Raw genomic sequence first — 16942 nt, forward strand, 5'->3', positions numbered from 1 at the left:
AAGGGCCCCGGTGAGGGGCTCGCGCCTCTATTAGCGATCCGTGGTCACCAGACCGGTCCTCGGTGACAACACCCCCCGGATCATGCAGTCGACTGGGGGCAACGATCATGCCGAGGACCGGCTGGCCGGCACCTGCTCATCCTGATCGATGGAGGAGCCACGAGAAAGGTAACGGGGTCAGAGCCAGTCGTTGCGCTTGAACAGCACGTAGAGCGTGACCGCCACCGCCAGCATGAGCGCGAGGGCGAAGGGGTAGCCCCAGAACCAGTGCAGCTCCGGCATGTGGTCGAAGTTCATGCCGTAGATGGACCCGATGAGCTGCGGGGCGAAGATGATGGCCGCCCACGAGGAGATCTTCTTCGTCTGCTCGTTCTGCGCGATCGACTGCTCCGCCAGCCGTTTGCTCGCGAGGGTCGAGTCCAGGGCGAGCGCGTTCTCCAGGACGGTGCGCAGGGACGCGGCCTTGTCGTTGAGGTGGACCACGTGGTCGTGCACGTCGCGCAGGCGGCGCAGGGTCTCCACGGCCGCGTCGTCGTCCACGTGGGCGGCGTGGGAGCCGTCCAGCTTCGCGCCCGTGGCGCTCTCCACGGACCGCTGCATCTGCTGCACCATGGCGGGCAGCTCCTTGATGGCGCGCTGCACGTGGATCACCTGGCGCGAGAGCTTGTAGATGCGCCGGGACACGCCCCTGTTCCGGCGGAAGAGCTGGTCCTCGATCTGGTCCACGTCCGTCTCGAGGCCGTCCATCACCGGGAAGTAGTCGTCCACCACGCGGTCCAGGATCTCGAAGGAGACCTGCCAGGGCCCGAGGGCCAGCCGATCCGGGTGCTCCTCCAGGGCCGCGCGGATGCCCGCCAGGTCGGGCTCGTCCGAGTGGCGGACGGTCACCACGAAGTTCTCCCCGGTGAAGACCGAGAGCTCGCCGATGACCACGAGCTCCTTCTGGTCGTCGTAGCGCGCGGGGTGCAGGACCATGAACCAGCCGTCCCCGTAGTGGTCGAGCTTCGCCCGCTCGCCGCCGTTGACGGCGTCCTCGACCGCCAGCTCATGGAGGTGCAGCTCGGTCGCCACCTCCTGCAGCTCGGCCTCGCTCGGCCGGTAGAGCCCGAGCCACGCCATGCCCCCCTCCCGCTCGCAGGACTCCCAGGTGTCGTCGAGGCTGGTCGGCGTGTGGACGCGCTTGCCGTCCACGTAGACGGCGTTGTCGATGGTGGTCACCGGGACATTCTGCCCCGGCGCGCGGGGCGCGGCGGCGTACGGTGGAGCCATGAGCAAGCAGCAGAGCCGTCCCGGCGTCCGCGACGGCAAGACCCTCCTCCCCGCCGACGCCGTCACCACCGCCCCGATCGCCGCCCTCGGGCTGGTCGGCGGCTACCTGACCGCCCGCGAGACCGGCATCCGACCGCTCGGCGGCGTGGTGCTCGCCGCGGCCGGCGGCTACGCGGGCCGCACCTGGCTGGCCAAGGGCGGCCCCGGCGTCGCCGGCGCCCTCTCCGCGCTGTACCTCGGCGGCTTCGGCGCCTCCCACCCGCTCGCGAAGAGGATCGGCGCGTGGCCCGCGGTGCTCTCCGTGGCCGGAGCGTCCGCGCTCGGCTCGTGGGCCCTCGTGGACCGCAAGGCCGGCCGCCGCTGAGCGCGCCCCGGCAGCATGACGACGGCGGCGCTCGCCCCGGCGCGCCCGTCTCCCCGGGTGCGCCGGTCTCCTCCGCCGTTCCCGGGGACGGGGGCCGGGACGGAGAGGGACCGGATGCCGAGCGCGCCGTGGGCGTGCCCCCGTGGGAGGGGCCGTGGCCCGACGACGCGCGCCTCGACCCGGAGCTGCTGGCCGGCGGCGACCGCCGCAACGTCCTGGACCGCTACCGGTACTGGCGGCTCGAGGCGATCGTGGCCGAGCTGGATGCCCGGCGGCATCCGTTCCACGTGGCCATCGAGAACTGGCAGCACGACCTGAACATCGGCACGGTGGTGCGCACCGCGAACGCGTTCAACGCCGCGGGCGTGCACGTCATCGGCCGGCGCCGCTGGAACCGGCGCGGGGCCATGGTGACGGACCGGTACCTCCACGTGCACCACCACGCGTCCGTGGAGGAGTTCACGGGGTGGGCCGCGGGTCAGGGGCTGCCCGTGATCGGGGTGGACCTCTTCCCGGAGTCCGTGCCGCTCGAGACGTTCGACTTCCCGCGATCGTGCGTGCTCGTGTTCGGCCAGGAGGGCCCCGGGCTCTCGGAGGAGGTGCGGGCGGCGAGCGAGGCGGTCCTCTCGATCGCCCAGTACGGCTCCACCCGCTCGATCAACGCGGGCGTGGCCGCCGGCATCGCGATGCACGGCTGGATCCGCCAGCACGGGGGCCCGGCGCCGTCGCCGTGATGGGGGTCGCGTCCCGTCTCGTGCACGACGGCGGGGCGAATGGCTCCCGTCTCGTGCACGACGGCGGGGTGCGTGGAGTCAGCCGGCGAAGGGGCGGACCGGCAGCCCGCTCACGCCCGGGCGCACCGCGAACACTGCACCGGCGAGCGGGTCCTCGCCCGGCTCCATGTTCTCCCACGACGTGGTGATGTAGAGGGTGCCCAGGTCCTCGCCGCCGAAGGTGCACGCCGTGGTCTTCTGCACGGGCACCTCCACCACCTCGTCGAGCCTCCCCTCGGGCGTGTAGCGGTGGATCTGCCCGTGGCTGATGACGGCCACCCAGATCCCGCCCTCGGCGTCCACGGTGAGCCCGTCCGGCTTGCCCTCGCCGTCCAGCACGTCCGTGAGCACGCGGCGGTTCGTCAGGCCTTCCTCGCGGGAGTAGTCGAAGACGGTCACCTGCCGGGTGGGCGTGTCGTCGTAGTAGGCGAGCGAGCCGTCCGGGCTCCACTCCAGGCCGTTCGACGTCGTCGCGCCGGTGAGCACCGCGTCCACGTCGCCCGCGCCGCCCTCGGGGGCGGGGGAGAGTCGGTAGAGGGTCGCGGCACCGGGGGTCTTGGCGTAGGCCATGGTGCCGCAGTGGAAGCGGCCGTCCGGATCGCAGCCGCCCTCGTTCATGCGGATCCCGTCGGCCTCGGGCCACAGCTCGGGCAGCGTGGTCAGCTCCCCGTCCGGAGACATGAGGGCGAAGCCCCGCTCCACGCCGATCACGGCGCCGCCCCCGACGCGCGGGCGCAGGGCCGCGGCGACGTCGCCCACGTGGGTGCGCTCCACGCCGCCGTCCGCGCGCAGGGACAGCACGTCCCCCGCGAGCATGTCCACCCAGCGCAGCCCACCGCCGGCGGCCAGGCCCTCGGAGGCGGTGCCCCAGCTCTCGGCCCACACGGGGCCCTCGCCGTGGTAGCAGAGGGGATCGGTGACCTGTTCGGCGCGCATGGCGGCTCCTTCGTGGCGGCGGGGTGACGGGTGGTCCGCCGCCGACGCTACCGGGGCGCAGGGCATCGTCGTCCAGCCCTGACCGCGCCTGCACCCGCCCCGTTACGATGACGAGCAGAACGATCCGCCGCCCCGCGACATGAGGAGCTTGAGAAGCATGCCCATCGCCTCCCCGGACAAGTACGCCGAGATGATCGACGCCGCCAAGAACGGCCCCTTCGCCTACCCGGCCATCAACGTCACCAGCTCCCAGACCCTCAACGCCGCCATCCGCGGCTTCGCCGAGGCCGAGTCGGACGGCATCATCCAGGTCTCCACCGGCGGCGCCGCCTACTTCTCCGGCTCCTCCGTGAAGGACATGGTCACCGGCTCGCTCGCCATGGCCGCGTTCGCCCGCGAGGTCGCCAAGAAGTACAGCGTGAACATCGCGTTGCACACGGACCACTGCCCCAAGGACAAGCTGGACAGCTTCGTCCGCCCGCTCCTGGACGCCTCCGAGGCCGAGGTCAAGGCCGGCCGGGACCCGCTCTTCAACTCCCACATGTGGGACGGCTCCGCCGAGACCCTCGAGGAGAACCTGCGCATCGCGAAGGAGCTCCTGGCCCGCACCCGCGCCAACAAGCAGATCCTCGAGGTGGAGATCGGCGTCGTGGGCGGCGAGGAGGACGGCGTGGCCCACGAGATCAACGAGAAGCTCTACACCACCGTCCAGGACGGCATCGCCACCGTGGAGGCCCTCGGCCTCGGCGAGCACGGCCGCTACCTCACCGCGCTGACCTTCGGCAACGTGCACGGCGTGTACAAGCCGGGCGGCGTGAAGCTGCGCCCGGAGATCCTCGAGGAGATCCAGACCGCGGTGGGCGAGAAGTTCGGGAAGCAGCGCCCGTTCGACCTCGTGTTCCACGGCGGCTCCGGCTCCTCCGAGCAGGAGATCGCGGACGCCGTCTCCTTCGGCGTGGTGAAGATGAACGTGGACACGGACACCCAGTACGCGTTCACCCGCCCCGTGGCCGGGCACATGTTCGCGAACTACGACGGCGTCCTGAAGGTCGACGGCGAGGTCGGCGACAAGAAGCAGTACGACCCCCGCGTGTGGGGCGCCAAGGCCGAGGAGGCCATGGCCGCCCGCGTGGTCCAGGCCTGCACCGAGCTGAACTCGGCCGGCAAGAGCATCGGCTGACCCCGCCGTCCGCCGCACCGGCCCGCACCCTCGCGTGAGGGTGCGGGCCGGCGGCGTTTCAGCCCTCCCGCTCCTCCTGGGACTGGAGGAACTCGAAGACCTCGCGCTCGTCCACACCGGGGAAGGTCTGCGTGGGCATGGCCGCCAGCAGGTGCGCGTGCATGCGGGCCGCGGGCCACACGTGCCCGCCCCACGCGGCCTCGAGCTCGGGGTCGGGGCGGCGGCAGCAGCGCGGATCGGGGCAGGTGGAGGTGACCCGGTGGCGGGTGTCCGCGCCGCGGAAGTGCCGGGCATGCTCGAACGGGGTGCCCACGGAGAGGGCGAACTGCCCGTCGGGGCCGTTCTCGATCATCGAGGTGCACCAGAACGTCCCGTTGGGCGAGTCCGTGTACTGCGTGTGGGCGCGGAACCGGTCGTTGCGGGAGAAGGCCTGCCGCGCGCCCCACTTCCGGCACGCCTGCTGGCCCTCGATCGCACCGGTGTGGTCGGCGGGGAACACGATCCCGTCGTTCTCGTAGGCCTTGTGGATCACCCCGGTCTCGTGGACCTTCTGGAAGTGGCAGCGGATGCCCAGGTCCACGGTGGCCAGGTTGGTGAACCGGTGCGCTGCGGCCTCGTAGGAGACGCCGAACGCGTCCTTCAGGTCGTCCACGGACAGGTCCCGGCGCTTCTGGGCGGCCCGCAGCAGCGACGACGCCGCCCGCTGCGGCATGAGCAGCGCGCCCGCCAGGTAGTTCACCGCCACACGCTGGGCGAGGAAGTCCTCGTAGTCCCGCGGCTCGCCGTGACCCAGGACGGCGGCGGCGAGGGCCTGGAGCACCACGGTGCGGCGGTCGTGGTCCGAGGAGCGGGAGCCGCTGATGTGGATGCGCCCGTGCTTGAGGTCCGTGACGGAGCGCGTGGAGTGCGGCAGGTCCGGGACGAAGCGCAGGGTGAAGCCGAGGTGCTCGGCCAGCTCCGAGACCGCGTGCAGGCCCAGCGGCCCGCCCGTGTGGCCGATCGCGTCGAGCAGCCGATGCGCCTCGGCCTCGAGGTCGGGGTAGTGGTTGTCCACCGCGCGCATCCGGGCGCGCAGCTGGGCGTTGGCGCGGCGCGCCTCCTCGGGGGTGGCGGCCTGCTCCTCCAGGCGACGGCGCAGCTCGGCCTCCAGCCCCGCGATCACCTCGAGGACCTCGGTGGGGGTGCGGGGCCCGATGCGCAGCGGGGGCAGGCCGAGGGAGGCGTAGTGCTCCGAGCGCGCGAACCGTTCGACCTCGATCTCCAGTTCGGCCCGACGGGTGGGGGCCCGGCCGGTGAGCAGGTCCTCGACCGGCACGCCCAGGACCTCCGCGATCCGCTGGACCAGCGAGAGCCGCGGCTCGCGGCGGGCGTTCTCCACGAGGGACAGGTGCGAACCGCTCACGCCCGTGCGCTCCGCGAGCTGGTCCAGGGTGAGGCCGGCCTGCTTGCGCAGGTGCCGGACGCGGCGGCCCAGCGCGACGGCGTCCACGGTCGCGCTGTCCTCGGGAAGCGGGCGAGTCATCATGCGCGGAACTGTAGACGGATCCGGGGCCGCAGAACACGTGTGACGGAAAGAAAGTCACATTCTTGACAAGCAGGGGGCCACCGTCGTGATCCGTGCCACACCAGGGCGCAAGGACCGTCACGTTCTGACCCGGCGGCAGGAACGGCCGGAGTTTCCACCGATTTTGTGCTCCCGAGGGCCTTGCCCGGGACCAGAGTGGAGGTCAACGGCAGCGACGGACACGTCGCACCGAACCCCTCACCGAACCGGACCGATCCCCAGGAGGACGTCATGACCACCCAGCCCCACCACTCCACTCCCGCCTCCGCCGAGCAGCTCCAGCACGACTGGGACCACAACCCCCGCTGGGCCGGCGTCGAGCGCGGCTTCACCGCCGAGGACGTCGTCCGTCTCCGCGGCCGGATCCAGGAGGAGCACACGCTGGCCCGCCGCGGCGCCGAGAAGCTGTGGACCCAGCTGAAGGACGAGAACGCCCGCGGTGACTTCACCAACGCCCTCGGCGCCCTCACCGGCAACCAGGCCGTCCAGCAGGTCAAGGCCGGGCTGCGCGCCATCTACCTCTCCGGCTGGCAGGTGGCCGCGGACGCCAACCTCTCCGGCCACACGTACCCGGACCAGTCCCTGTACCCGGCCAACTCCGTGCCGCAGGTGGTGCGCCGCATCAACAACGCCCTGCTGCGCGCGGACCAGATCGAGCACGCCGAGGGCGTCAGCACCGTCGAGGACTGGCTCGTGCCGATCGTGGCCGACGCCGAGGCCGGCTTCGGCGGCCCGCTCAACGCCTACGAGCTCATGAAGTCGATGATCACCGCCGGCGCCTCCGGCGTGCACTGGGAGGACCAGCTGGCCTCCGAGAAGAAGTGCGGCCACCTCGGCGGCAAGGTGCTCATCCCCACCGGTCAGCACATCCGCACGCTCAACGCCGCCCGCCTGGCCGCCGACGTCGCCGACGTGCCCAGCGTGATCATCGCCCGCACCGACGCCGAGGCGGCCACCCTGATCACCTCGGACGTGGACGAGCGCGACGCCGAGTTCATCACCGGTGAGCGCACCGCGGAGGGCTTCTACAAGGTCCGCAACGGCGTCGAGCCCTGCATCGCCCGCGCCAAGGCCTACGCCCCGCACGCGGACCTGATCTGGATGGAGACCGGCACCCCGGACCTCGAGCTGGCCCGGAAGTTCGCCGAGGCCGTCAAGGCCGAGTTCCCGGACCAGATGCTGGCCTACAACTGCTCGCCGTCCTTCAACTGGAAGAAGAACCTCGACGACGACACCATCGCCAAGTTCCAGCGCGAGCTGGGCGCCATGGGCTACACCTTCCAGTTCATCACGCTGGCCGGCTTCCACGCCCTGAACCACTCGATGTTCGACCTGGCCAAGGGCTACCACGAGCGCCAGATGTCCGCGTACGTCGAGCTGCAGGAGCGCGAGTTCGCCGACGAGGCCCGCGGCTACACCGCGACCAAGCACCAGCGCGAGGTCGGCACCGGCTACTTCGACGCCGTGTCCACCGCCATCAACCCGGACAGCTCCACGGTGGCCCTGGCGGGCTCCACGGAGTCCGGCCAGTTCCACTGAACCGCTCAGCCGAGACCGCGAGGAGGCAGTCCCATGAGCCCGCAGACCATGACCCCCACCCTGCACGAGATCCATGCCGACGACGCTCGGGAGCACACGCCCCTGCCGCATGACGTGAGCACCCAGGCCATCCCCGTCGTCATCCCCGAGGGCGCCGCCCCCGTGGTGACCGTCCACGGGCCGGTCGACGGGCGGCAGGCTGAGATCCTCACGGACGAGGCGCTGGCGTTCCTCGGCCGCCTGCACCGGCTGGCCGAGGACCGCCGCCGGCGGCTGCTCGAGGAGCGGGAGTACACCCGGCGCCGCATCACCGACGGCTGGAACCCGCACTACCTGCGGTCCACCCGCCGGGTCCGCGAGGACGACTCCTGGCGGGTGGCGCCGCTGGCCCCCGGCCTGCACGACCGCCGCGTGGAGATCACCGGCCCCGTGGATCGGAAGATGACCATCAACGCCCTCAACTCGGGCGCCTCGGGCTGGCTCGCCGACTTCGAGGACTCCTCGACGCCGTCCTGGGACCGGATGCTGGACGGGCAGGTCAACCTGTTCGACGCGATCCGCGACCAGATCGACTTCACCTCCCCCGAGGGCAAGGAGTACCGGCTGCGCGAGCGCGAGCTCACGGACCGGCCGACCATCATCGTCCGCCCGCGCGGCTGGCACCTCGTCGAGGACCACATCCGCGTGGACGGCGAGCCGATGGCCGGCGCCCTCGTGGACTTCGGCCTGTACTTCTTCCACAACGCCGACGAGCTGATCCGCCGCGGCCACGGCCCGTACTTCTACCTGCCCAAGCTCGAGTCCCATCTCGAGGCGCGGCTGTGGAACTGCGTGTTCGTGGCGGCGCAGGACGAGCTGGGCATCCCCCAGGGCACCATCCGGGCCACCGTGCTGATCGAGACGATCACCGCGGCGTTCCAGATGGAGGAGATCCTGTACCAGCTGCGCAACCACGCCGCGGGCCTCAACGCCGGCCGCTGGGACTACATCTTCTCCATCATCAAGAACTTCCGGGACCGCGGGGCCGAGTTCGTCCTCCCGGACCGCTCGGAGGTGACCATGACCCAGCCGATGATGCGGGCCTACACGGAGCAGCTGGTCCGGGCCTGCCACCGGCGCGGCGCCTCGGCGATCGGCGGCATGTCCGCCGTGATCCCGGACCGCCGGAACGAGGAGGCCAACGCCGCCGCGCTGGAGAAGGTGCGCGCGGACAAGGCCCGCGAGGCCGGCGACGGCTTCGACGGCTCGTGGGTGGCGCACCCGGACCTCGTGCCGGTCGCCCGGGAGGAGTTCGACGCCGTGCTCGGCGAGGCCCCGAACCAGATCCGCACCCGCCGCCGCGAGGACGTGGAGCCGGACGAGGCCGCCCTGCTCGACGTCGCCGCGACCACGGGATCGGTGACCGAGGCCGGCGTGCGCATGAACATCGAGGTCGGGATCCGCTACATCGAGTCCTGGCTGCGGGGGAACGGCGCTGCCGCGATCCACGGACTCATGGAGGACGCCGCCACGGCGGAGATCTCCCGGTCCCAGATCTGGCAGTGGGCCCACAACGGCACCGGTGTGCAGCTGACCGAGGGCGGCGTGCGGACCGCCAACCGCGGCTGGATGGAGCAGCTGATCCGCGAGGAGCACGCTCGGATCCTCGCCGGCCCGCTGCCCGAGGGTCACCGGTTCGAGGACGCGGTGCGCGTGTTCTGCGAGTCGGCCCTGCCGCCGGAGTACCCGGCGTTCCTCACCCTGGGTGCGTACCGCCGGCACTTCGCCGGCCAGGACGACGCCACGGCGAAGGCCTGATCCGCCGGTCCCCACGACGACGGCCGGTCACCTCACGGGGTGACCGGCCGTCGTCGTGCCGGGTGTCAGTCCCCGGACGTGGAGGGGGACGGCGAGGCCGAGGCCGACTTCGTCGGTGACGGGCTGGCCGAGGGCGAGGCGGCGCTCTCCGCGGCGGCGGCCGCACTCGAGGAGGCCGCGGCGGCGGCCGCCGCACCCTGGAACGGGCGGGGCGGCTGGCCCGGGGCCACGGGGCCCGGGGCGCCCTCGGGGCGGTCGATCGTGGACTGGTCCGTGAGCTGGTCCTCGGGGATCCGCCCGGTGGGCAGCGCGCGGGCCGCCTGGAGGGACTCCTCGTCCATCTGCGCGTCCAGGAAGAACGGGGAGCTCTTCTGGATGATCTCGCGGTAGTGCGAGGGGTCCTTCAGCACGGTGTCCGCGAGGTGGTCGCGGGCCTGGGTGACCACGGTCGTGCTCTGGGCGACGGGGGAGTCCTCCACCTGGGTGAGGCCGTCGTTGGCGTCGCCGTAGCCCTCCATGGCGCCGAAGATGACGGAGACCATCTCGGTGCCGTCCTCGGTGCAGGCCCACCCGGTGCGCTGGGGAAGCAGGGGTGCGCCGTCCTGGCCGCCCACCATGCCCGGACGCAGCAGCGCGAGCAGGCCCTTGCCTGAGGCCTCGTCGAAGGAGTACTCGTCCGCCACGGCGGCGGGCTCGGGCCGGCACCAGTCGAGGCGCTCGCCGTCGAGGTTGTGCTGGTAGCTCACGGTGACCACGGGCATGCCGGTGCTGCGCTTCGAGTCGCCCTGGTAGACGCAGGACAGGAACTCGTGGGTGGCGTCGCGCGAGGCGTACTGGTCCACGAAGCCGATGGCCGACGGATTCGGGATGTGGGTGGCGACGGCGTCCATGGTCCGCTGGTCCAGCACGTCCCGCGTGCAGTTCATGACGGAGACGGTGTTGTTCTTCGCGGCGGCCACAGACTGCCAGCCGCCGGAGGCGGCGCCGTCCTTGATGCCGGGGCCCACGGTCTGCAGGGCCTCGCGGGGCTCGGGGCGGCGCGTCCCCTCCGCGGCGGCCGAAGCCCTGGCGGCGGCCACGCGGGACGCGGCGGCGGCGGCCGGGTCCGTGGGGGTGGGGTCCGCGGTGGAGGCGGCGCCGGTGGCGGACGCGGACGCCGTGGGGCTGGGCGACGGGGTGGTGCCGCCCGACTCTCCGCCCGCGGCACAGCCGGCCAGGACGAGCGCGAGGGCGGCGGTGCCGGCGGCCGCGGCGGCGCGGCGACGCGGGGACTCGGGGTAGGACATGGCGTGGGCTCCTTCGACGGCATCGCGGGCCGGGCGCGCGGAGAGATGCCTCCCGGCCGGATGCTCGCCCTACGGTACCGGACCGCTGGATAGACTCGCGGGCGAGACCGCTCCGCGCGGTGACCCCACGCGGAACGCCCGAGGCACCCGAGGAAGAGGAGCACCGCATGTCCGAGTCCCTGATCGGCCGCAACCTGATGGAGCCCGCGGCCACGCGGCTGCCGGAGGAGCCGGAGGTGCTCGCCCGGCTCGAGGCGGGCGACCTCCCGGAGGACATCGTGCCCGTGGCCCCCACCTCCTCCCTCGTGTGGGCGCTCATGGCCGAGGACGCCTGGAGCGAGGGCCGTGCCGTGGACTCCTACGCGTATGCCCGCGTGGGCTACCACCGCGGCCTGGACGCTCTGCGCAAGGCCGGCTGGCGCGGTGCGGGCCCCGTGCCGTGGAGCCATGAGCCGAACCGCGGCTTCCTCCTGAGCCTGTACTCCCTCGGCCGCGCGGCCGCCGGCATCGGCGAGTCCGAGGAGGTCGAGCGCATCCGCACCTTCCTGCGCGACTCGGACCCCACGGCCGCCGAGCAGATCGAGGCCTCCCAGCAGGGCGGGGCCGCGCGGGCCTGAGGCCGGCGCGAGGCACTCCAGGGACGCCGACGACGACGTGGCCAAGCTCTACTTCCGCTACGGGGCGATGAACTCCGGCAAGTCCACGGGACTGCTGCAGGCGGCCTTCAACTACCAGGAGCGCGGCCAGCGCGTGCTGCTGGCGAAGCCGGCGGTCGACACGAAGGGCGACGCGCGGATCCTCTCCCGCCTGGGCGTCTCGAGCCCGGTGGACTTCGTGATCCCGTCGGGCGCCGACGTCGTGGAGCTGTTCCGCCGGCACGCCGCCGGCGACGACCCGGACGCGCTCCTGGACCACGTGGACGCGGCGCCCGTGGCGTGCCTGCTCGTGGACGAGGCGCAGTTCCTCGAGCCGCGCCAGGTGGACGACCTCCTGCGCATCGCGGTGCTGGAGGGCGTGCCGGTGATGGCCTACGGCATCCGCACGGACTTCCGCACGCACTCGTTCCCCGGCTCCGCCCGCCTGCTGGAGGTGGCGCACTCCCTCGAGGAGCTCAAGACCATCTGCCGCTGCGGGCGCAAGGCCGTCTTCAACACCCGCAAGGTGGTGGACGCCGCCACGGGCGCCGGGCGCTTCGTGTTCGAGGGGGACCAGGTGGCCATCGACGGCGTCGAGGTCACCTACGAGTCGCTGTGCGCGGCGTGCTACCTGGACGAGTCGGGCGGCCGGCTGGGCTGACGTTGGAGCCTGGCGGGACGGGCGACCCCGTCACCGCGGCCGGTAGTCCTCGCGCACCGCCCGCTGGATGGCCTCGATCCGCTCGCCCGTCCACTCCTGCCCGAGCACGGCCGCCCAGTAGGGCACGACCTCCTCGAAGTACTGGTGACCGTGCCCGCCGTCGGTGGTGACGGACATGGGCATGTCCATGCCCACCTGCCAGAAGGAGACCCAGGGCGCCCAGCCGAGGTCCGGGGAGACGTCGCGGCCGACGTGCTCGCGCATCCAGTCCGGCTCGTGGAGCAGCATGGCCGGGCCCCACCACACGATCGGATCGGAGGCGTGCTGGGCACAGGCGACGCGCGGCTCCTCCCAGTCGACGTAGGGTCCGCCGTCGTAGTCGTGCTCGAGCTCCTCGGGCCGGGTGACGAACCGGATGTGCCGCCCGTTGTCCACCACCGGGGCGATCTCCGGGCTCCCCGGCCGCCGACCGTCCGTCAGCGTGGACCAGAGGGGGGTGAAGCGGGGGGTGCCGGTCCACACCGCGCCGTCGACCTCGGCGAGCAGGTCCTCAGGGGACTCGAAGGCGCCCTGGCCGCCGTAGGAGCCCAGGGACTCGCCGCTCACCACGAGGCGGGGTCGGCTGTCCTCCGGGAGACCCGACCACCGCTCGCGCACCGCGTCGAAGAGCGCGCGGCCGGCGCGGGGCGGCGTCGTCCGGTCCGAGACGTAGGCGAGCGCGGAGGGGAAGGACGAGTCCTGGAGGGAGACCGTGGCGACGTCGCCCCCGGTCAGGTACTCCACCGCGCCGACCGACCAGCCCTGGACGAAGCCGGTGCCCGTCGAGGTCGTCACGTGCAGGACGTCTCGGCCCCATGCGTGGGTGCGGTCCATCTCCGCCAGGACGGCGGCGACGGCGTCCTCGACGGTGCCCCGGCCTGGCGCCCGGCGTAGAGGCGGATCGGCTCGATGGCGGGCGCGCCGGTGAGGGAGGCGATCCGGGCGCGGCGCAGGCCGTCGGCGACGAAGACCTGGCCGTCGCGGCCCAGGCTCTCCCAGCTCTGCGTGGAGTCCGGGGGCCGGAGCGCTCGGGCTCCTGCGGCGGCGTGCGGCCCGGGGCGGTCTGGGAGTTGAACTGGGCGGCGGAGCCGAGGGCGGCCAGGAGCAGGCCGGGGAGCACCCGACCGCCTGCCCGGCCATCCCGCTGCTCTCCAGGCCCACGAGCTCGGCGGTGCGCTCCTGCTCGCGCAGGCTCCAGACCCAGGCCCGGGCGCTGATCCCCACGAGCAGCAGGTCCCAGCCGAGGCGCAGCAGCCAGTCGGCGCGCGGGTCGACGGTGGCGCGCAGGTCCATGCGCCGCACGATCCACGCGATCAGCCGTCCCGCCAGTCCACCCACGATGGAGCCCAGCACCACGCTGAGGCCCACGGCCACCGCGGTCATCCACCACGCGTTCGGCAGCAGGCTGGGGCTCAGGGCCACCCACAGCATGACGAGCGCGAGGGTCAGGCCGGGCTGGGAGGGGCGGGAGAGGAGCTGGCCGCGGCGGGGCGCGCCGGTGGGGGACGACGGCGGCGCGGGTGGGTACGAGACACGCTCGCCCGCGCGCTCGGGCCACCTCCACCAGGGTGGCCGAGGAGCGGGAGGGCGGGCGCCGCCCCCGCACCCGCCACCTTGATGGCAGGCTGAGCTCGGCGGCGTCGCCGCCTCCGGTGGCACCCGCCGTTGCTCGGGTGCGCCCGACCCGACCGAACCCCGTGAGGACCGCCCCATGACCGCCGCACCGGACCCCACCGACGTCAACGGCCTGCCTCCGGAGCCCGCGCTCCCGGACCCGGCGGACTTCGACCTCGATGAGGACTGCTGCCTCGGGGGCTGCTGCGAGAAGGGCGCGGCCTATCGTGCCGCCCTGGACGCGGTGGAGCAGGCGAGGATCGAGCGGGCTGCGGCCGTGCGCGACGCCCGCGCGCGGTGACGATCGCCCCGTCCTGGTCGCGACGTCGTTCTCAGCGCCCTCCCGTCTCGCGCCGGAAGGCGCGCGGGCGGCGCCCGTTTCGGGCGGGCAGGTGTGGGTCCTGAACACCGTTCACTGAACACTGTTATAGTGCTGGCCGTCACTCCCACCGACGGGGCCCCGCCCCGCCCATCGAATGAGGCCCGCATGACCGCCACGCAGGACGCCCCCACCGCCGCCGACGTCGCCGGGGCCATCCACGGCTCCCCGTCTGGCGCCGCTCCCGCCGCCCCGCTCGACTACGACGCGCTCGTCGCCCGCGTCGACGCCGGCCACCGCCTCACCGCTGAAGAGGCCGTCGCTGTGCTGGACGCCCCGGACGCGGACACGTTCCGCATCGTCGCGGCGGCCTCGCGCCTGCGCGAGAAGCACTTCGGCCGCACGGTCAAGGTCAACTACCTGGTCAGCCTCAAGACCGGCCTCTGCCCGGAGAACTGCACCTACTGCTCCCAGCGGCTCGGCACCGAGGCCGAGATCCTGCGCTACACGTGGCTCAAGCCGGAGGAGGCCGTCCGCCAGGCGGGCCTGGGCATCGCCGGCGGCGCCTCGCGCGTGTGCATGGTGGCCTCCGGCACCGGCCCCACAGACCGCGACGTCGACCGCGTGGCCGGCATGGTCGGCGACCTCAAGGCCCAGCACCCGGACGTCGAGGTGTGCGCGTGCCTCGGCTTCCTCAAGGACGGCCAGGCCGAGAAGCTCAAGGACGCCGGCGTCGACGCCTACAACCACAACCTCAACACGGCCGAGTCCCACTACGAGTCCATCTGCACCTCCCACACCTACGAGCAGCGCGTGGACACCGTGCAGCGTGCCGGCGCCGCCGGCCTGTCCTCCTGCAGCGGCCTGATCGCGGGCATGGGGGAGACGCACGAGCAGCTCGTCGAGGCCGTCCTCGCGCTCCGCGACCTGGACTCCGACTCCATCCCCGTCAACTTCCTCATGCCCTTCGACGGGACCCCGCTGCAGGGCCACCAGCAGCTCACGCCGCTCGAGTGCCTCCGGATCCTGGCCATGGTGCGCCTGGCCTGCCCGGACAAGGAGCTGCGGATCGCCGGCGGACGCGAGATGCACCTGCGCTCCCTCCAGCCCATCGGCCTGCAGGTGGCCAACTCGATCTTCCTCGGCGACTACCTCACCTCGGAGGGCCAGGACGCCGAGGCGGACCTCGCCATGATCGCCGACGCCGGCTACACCGTGCTCGGCGCAGACACGGCCGCGGCCCCGGGGGCGGACGACGCCGCCGCCTCCTCCTCCGGCGGCTGCTGCGGCTCCGGCGGGTGCGGAGGAGAGGGCGAGCCGACCGCGGAGGCGGGCGCCGACGTCGTGATCCCGGACGAGCCGATGCCGGACATCGCGGACCCGGCGGCGGGCGGCCCTGCCGCGTCCAAGCCCGAGCTGCGCCGCCGCGGTGCAGGCACGGACGCCCCGGCGAACGCCTGAGCCGTCCGCGCTCCAGCGACATGACAGCGGTGCCGTTCGGCGGAGGTGCCGCTGAGGCGCGGTCGCCCCCGGGGCCGTGTCCTGGCCCACTGTTAGACTTCGGGGGTATCTGCCCGCGAGCCAGAAGTGAGTGAGAAATGCCAGCGATCGCGATCGTCGGCGCCCAGTGGGGCGACGAGGGCAAGGGCAAGGCCACCGACCTGCTGGGCGGGCGCGTGGACTACGTCGTCAAGCCGAACGGCGGCAACAACGCCGGCCACACCGTGGTGGTGAACGGTGAGAAGTTCGAGCTCAAGCTCCTTCCCGCCGGCATCCTCTCCCCCAACGCCGTGCCGGTGATCGGCAACGGCGTGGTGATCAGCCTGGAGGCGCTGTTCGAGGAGATCGACGGGCTCGAGGCCCGCGGCCACTCCTGCGCCAACCTGAAGATCTCGGCCAACGCCCACCTCGTGGCGCCGTACCACCAGACCATGGACAAGGTGACGGAGCGCTTCCTCGGCAAGCGCGCCATCGGCACCACCGGCCGCGGCATCGGCCCCACCTACATGGACAAGGTGGCCCGCTTGGGCATCCGCGTGCAGGACATCTTCGACGAGTCGATCCTGCGCCAGAAGATCGAGGGCGCCCTGCGGCAGAAGAACGAGCTCCTCGTGAAGCTCTACAACCGCCGCGCGGTCACCGTGGACGAGACCGCCGAGTACTTCCTCAGCTACGCGGACCGCCTGCGCCCCATGGTCGTGGACTCCGTGAACATGCTCAACGACGCCCTGGACGAGGGCAAGGTCGTCCTCATGGAGGGTGGCCAGGCCACCTACCTGGACGTGGACCACGGCACCTACCCGTTCGTGACCTCCTCCAACCCGACGGCGGGCGGCGCCTCGGTGGGCGCGGGCATCGGCCCCACGCGGTTCTCCCGCACCATCGGCATCGTCAAGGCGTACACCACGCGCGTCGGCGCGGGCCCGTTCCCCACGGAGCTCTTCGACGAGATGGGCGAGCAGCTGCGCATGACCGGCGGCGAGTTCGGCGTGAACACCGGGCGCCCGCGCCGCACCGGCTGGTACGACGCCGTGCTGGCCCACTACGCCGCGCGCGTGAACGGGTTCACGGACTACTTCGTGACCAAGCTGGACGTGCTCACCGGCATCGAGAAGATCCCCGTGTGCGTGGCCTACGACGTCGACGGCGTGCGTCACGACCGCATGCCCATGACGCAGACCGAGTTCCACCACGCGAAGCCGATCTTCGAGTACTTCGAGGGCTGGACCGAGGACATCTCCCAGGCCAAGACCCTGGAGGACCTCCCGGAGAACGCCCGCGTGTACGTGGAGGCCCTCGAGCGCCTCTCCGGCTGCCGCATCTCCGCGATCGGCGTCGGCCCTGGCCGCGACCAGGTCATCCAGGTCCGGGACCTCATCGAGGACTGAGCCGGGGGCAGGAGCGCACTGTCGTTCGAGTCGTAGCCGCTGCACCTCGAACGAAAACGCCCATTCCGGCCCAAACTC

15 protein-coding genes are annotated in these 16942 nt (G+C 72.5%); 10 read left to right on the forward strand and 5 right to left on the reverse strand.

From position 1 onward, the window contains the following. Positions 1 to 177 precede the first annotated feature (177 nt). Positions 178 to 1218, reverse strand: a complete 1041-nt coding sequence (locus tag KZX60_RS05895; RefSeq protein WP_248116406.1) for a magnesium and cobalt transport protein CorA — start codon at positions 1216 to 1218, stop codon at positions 178 to 180. A 49-nt stretch (positions 1219 to 1267) separates the two neighbouring features. Between KZX60_RS05895 and KZX60_RS05900 the strand changes: the two genes are divergently transcribed. Continuing rightward, entirely contained in the window at positions 1268 to 1633 is a 366-nt protein-coding gene (locus KZX60_RS05900) for a hypothetical protein (RefSeq protein WP_248116408.1), read from the forward strand. A gap of 128 nt (positions 1634 to 1761) precedes the next feature. Then, entirely contained in the window at positions 1762 to 2367 is a 606-nt protein-coding gene (locus KZX60_RS05905) for an RNA methyltransferase (protein ID WP_248116409.1), read from the forward strand. Between the two features lie 78 nt (positions 2368 to 2445). Here KZX60_RS05905 and KZX60_RS05910 read toward each other — a convergent pair whose 3' ends face one another. Continuing rightward, positions 2446 to 3342, reverse strand: coding sequence for an SMP-30/gluconolactonase/LRE family protein (locus tag KZX60_RS05910; RefSeq protein WP_248116411.1), 897 nt, complete (start codon positions 3340 to 3342; stop codon positions 2446 to 2448). A gap of 157 nt (positions 3343 to 3499) precedes the next feature. Here KZX60_RS05910 and fbaA point away from each other — a divergent pair, with 157 nt between their 5' ends. After that, positions 3500 to 4522 carry a class II fructose-bisphosphate aldolase gene (gene fbaA / locus KZX60_RS05915; RefSeq protein ID WP_248116413.1) on the forward strand — a complete coding sequence of 341 codons (1023 nt, stop codon included), beginning with the start codon at positions 3500 to 3502 and terminating at the stop codon, positions 4520 to 4522. 58 nt (positions 4523 to 4580) lie between these two features. On the opposite strand, the gene KZX60_RS05920 is transcribed toward fbaA, so the two are convergent. Next, positions 4581 to 6047 (reverse strand): helix-turn-helix domain-containing protein, encoded by a 1467-nt coding sequence (locus KZX60_RS05920; RefSeq protein ID WP_248116415.1) that lies wholly within the window; start codon positions 6045 to 6047, stop codon positions 4581 to 4583. A 270-nt stretch (positions 6048 to 6317) separates the two neighbouring features. Here KZX60_RS05920 and aceA point away from each other — a divergent pair, with 270 nt between their 5' ends. Next, positions 6318 to 7625: an isocitrate lyase gene (gene aceA / locus KZX60_RS05925; protein WP_248116417.1), complete on the forward strand. Its 1308-nt coding sequence runs from the start codon at positions 6318 to 6320 to the stop codon at positions 7623 to 7625. A 33-nt stretch (positions 7626 to 7658) separates the two neighbouring features. Then, positions 7659 to 9422: a malate synthase A gene (gene aceB, locus KZX60_RS05930; RefSeq protein ID WP_248116418.1), complete on the forward strand. Its 1764-nt coding sequence runs from the start codon at positions 7659 to 7661 to the stop codon at positions 9420 to 9422. 65 nt (positions 9423 to 9487) lie between these two features. Here the strand turns inward: aceB and KZX60_RS05935 are convergent, their stop codons facing one another. After that, the gene (locus KZX60_RS05935) at positions 9488 to 10708 is read right to left on the reverse strand and encodes a hypothetical protein (RefSeq protein ID WP_248116420.1); all 1221 of its coding nucleotides are present in this window, start codon (positions 10706 to 10708) and stop codon (positions 9488 to 9490) included. A 167-nt stretch (positions 10709 to 10875) separates the two neighbouring features. Between KZX60_RS05935 and KZX60_RS05940 the strand changes: the two genes are divergently transcribed. Both KZX60_RS05940 and KZX60_RS05945 read left to right on the forward strand, forming a co-directional pair. After that, complete coding sequence (locus KZX60_RS05940) at positions 10876 to 11325, forward strand: DUF3151 domain-containing protein (RefSeq protein WP_248116422.1); 450 nt, start codon at positions 10876 to 10878, stop codon at positions 11323 to 11325. 37 nt (positions 11326 to 11362) lie between these two features. Then, a complete protein-coding gene (locus KZX60_RS05945) occupies positions 11363 to 12004 on the forward strand; it encodes a thymidine kinase (RefSeq protein WP_248116424.1) in 642 nt (213 codons plus the stop codon). A 30-nt stretch (positions 12005 to 12034) separates the two neighbouring features. On the opposite strand, the gene KZX60_RS05950 is transcribed toward KZX60_RS05945, so the two are convergent. Then, positions 12035 to 13474, reverse strand: coding sequence for an alpha/beta-hydrolase family protein (locus KZX60_RS05950; protein ID WP_248116426.1), 1440 nt, complete (start codon positions 13472 to 13474; stop codon positions 12035 to 12037). A gap of 280 nt (positions 13475 to 13754) precedes the next feature. Between KZX60_RS05950 and KZX60_RS05955 the strand changes: the two genes are divergently transcribed. From KZX60_RS05955 to KZX60_RS05965, 3 genes are all read left to right on the forward strand, one after another. After that, on the forward strand, positions 13755 to 13958 hold the full coding sequence (locus tag KZX60_RS05955) for a hypothetical protein (RefSeq protein ID WP_248116428.1): 204 nt from the start codon (positions 13755 to 13757) through the stop codon (positions 13956 to 13958). A gap of 186 nt (positions 13959 to 14144) precedes the next feature. Next, a complete protein-coding gene (bioB, locus tag KZX60_RS05960; RefSeq protein ID WP_248116430.1) occupies positions 14145 to 15437 on the forward strand; it encodes a biotin synthase BioB in 1293 nt (430 codons plus the stop codon). Between the two features lie 137 nt (positions 15438 to 15574). Then, positions 15575 to 16864, forward strand: a complete 1290-nt coding sequence (locus KZX60_RS05965) for an adenylosuccinate synthase (RefSeq protein ID WP_248116432.1) — start codon at positions 15575 to 15577, stop codon at positions 16862 to 16864. Positions 16865 to 16942 lie beyond the last annotated feature (78 nt).

Origin of the sequence: Micrococcus sp. EYE_212, from assembly GCF_023147585.1 — a bacterium.
Taxonomy (GTDB): domain Bacteria; phylum Actinomycetota; class Actinomycetes; order Actinomycetales; family Micrococcaceae; genus Micrococcus.